At 58.2% G+C, this 846-nt stretch carries 1 protein-coding gene and 1 pseudogene; both read left to right on the top strand.

Translation table 11 applies throughout. The annotated features are described in order from the left end of the window. Nucleotides 1-249 (top strand): annotated as a pseudogene (locus ASU03_RS19040) (isochorismatase family protein); the annotation flags it as partial. Nucleotides 250-315: 66 nt separating this feature from the next. Next, a partial coding sequence (locus ASU03_RS19035; protein ID WP_057833286.1) for an isochorismatase family protein occupies nt 316-846 on the top strand: 531 nt, incomplete at its 3' end.

Here is an 846-nt window from a genome sequence, read left to right as displayed (position 1 = left end):
CTGGCTGAAGGTTATGACGTGTTTGTGGTGACCGATGCCTCCGGCACCTTCAACGAACTGACCCAGCAATCGGCCTGGGCCCGCATGACCGCCAACGGCGCACAGTTGATGACCTGGTTTGGCCTGGCCTGTGAGTTGCACCGCGACTGGCGCAACGATATCGAAGGCCTGGGGACCTTGTTCTCCAACCACATCCCGGACTATCGCAACCTGTTCACCAGCTACAACGCGTTGACTGAGGGCAAGTAAGCCCAGGTGTGGAGGCTGCGCTGCGACAGGCAGTCTCCATTTCAGCTAGAGACGAGGAGCGTTCAGATGAAAAACAACCAGGTTCCAGCTAACGACCCTTTATTGACCGCAGACAATCACGCCCTGTTGTTGATTGACCATCAATACCTTCAACTGTTGGCCGTGCGCTCTCATTCGGCCGATACGGTTGTTACCAACACCACCTTGCTGGCCAAGGGCGCAAAAATCTTCAATGTCCCGACGCTATTGACCACAGCCTATGCCGAGCGCCAGGAAATTTTCCAGGAGTTGCAGGCGGTGTTTCCCGAGCAAAAGCCCATCGACCGCTCCAGCCTGAACTCCTGGGATGACCCTCGGGTACGCCAGTGGGTCGAAGACACCGGCAAGAAAAAACTGGTGATCGCAGGCCTGTGGACCGAGGTCTGCCTGAGCTTCGCGGTGTTGAGTACGTTGGCGGCCGGGTATGAGGTGTACATCGTCACCGATGCGGCAGGTGGGGGTAGCACTGAAGGCCATGAGCGGGGTGTACAGCGCATGGTGCAAGCCGGTGCCCGTCCGTTGACGGCGGCGGTCTACATCAGTGAGTTGCAGCGTGAC

This window comes from Colwellia sp. TT2012 (assembly GCF_001440345.1).
Taxonomy (GTDB): Bacteria; Pseudomonadota; Gammaproteobacteria; order Enterobacterales; family Alteromonadaceae; genus Colwellia.
The sequence above is the reverse complement of the archived record's forward strand: the minus strand, read 5'-3'. Positions and strand labels throughout refer to the sequence as shown.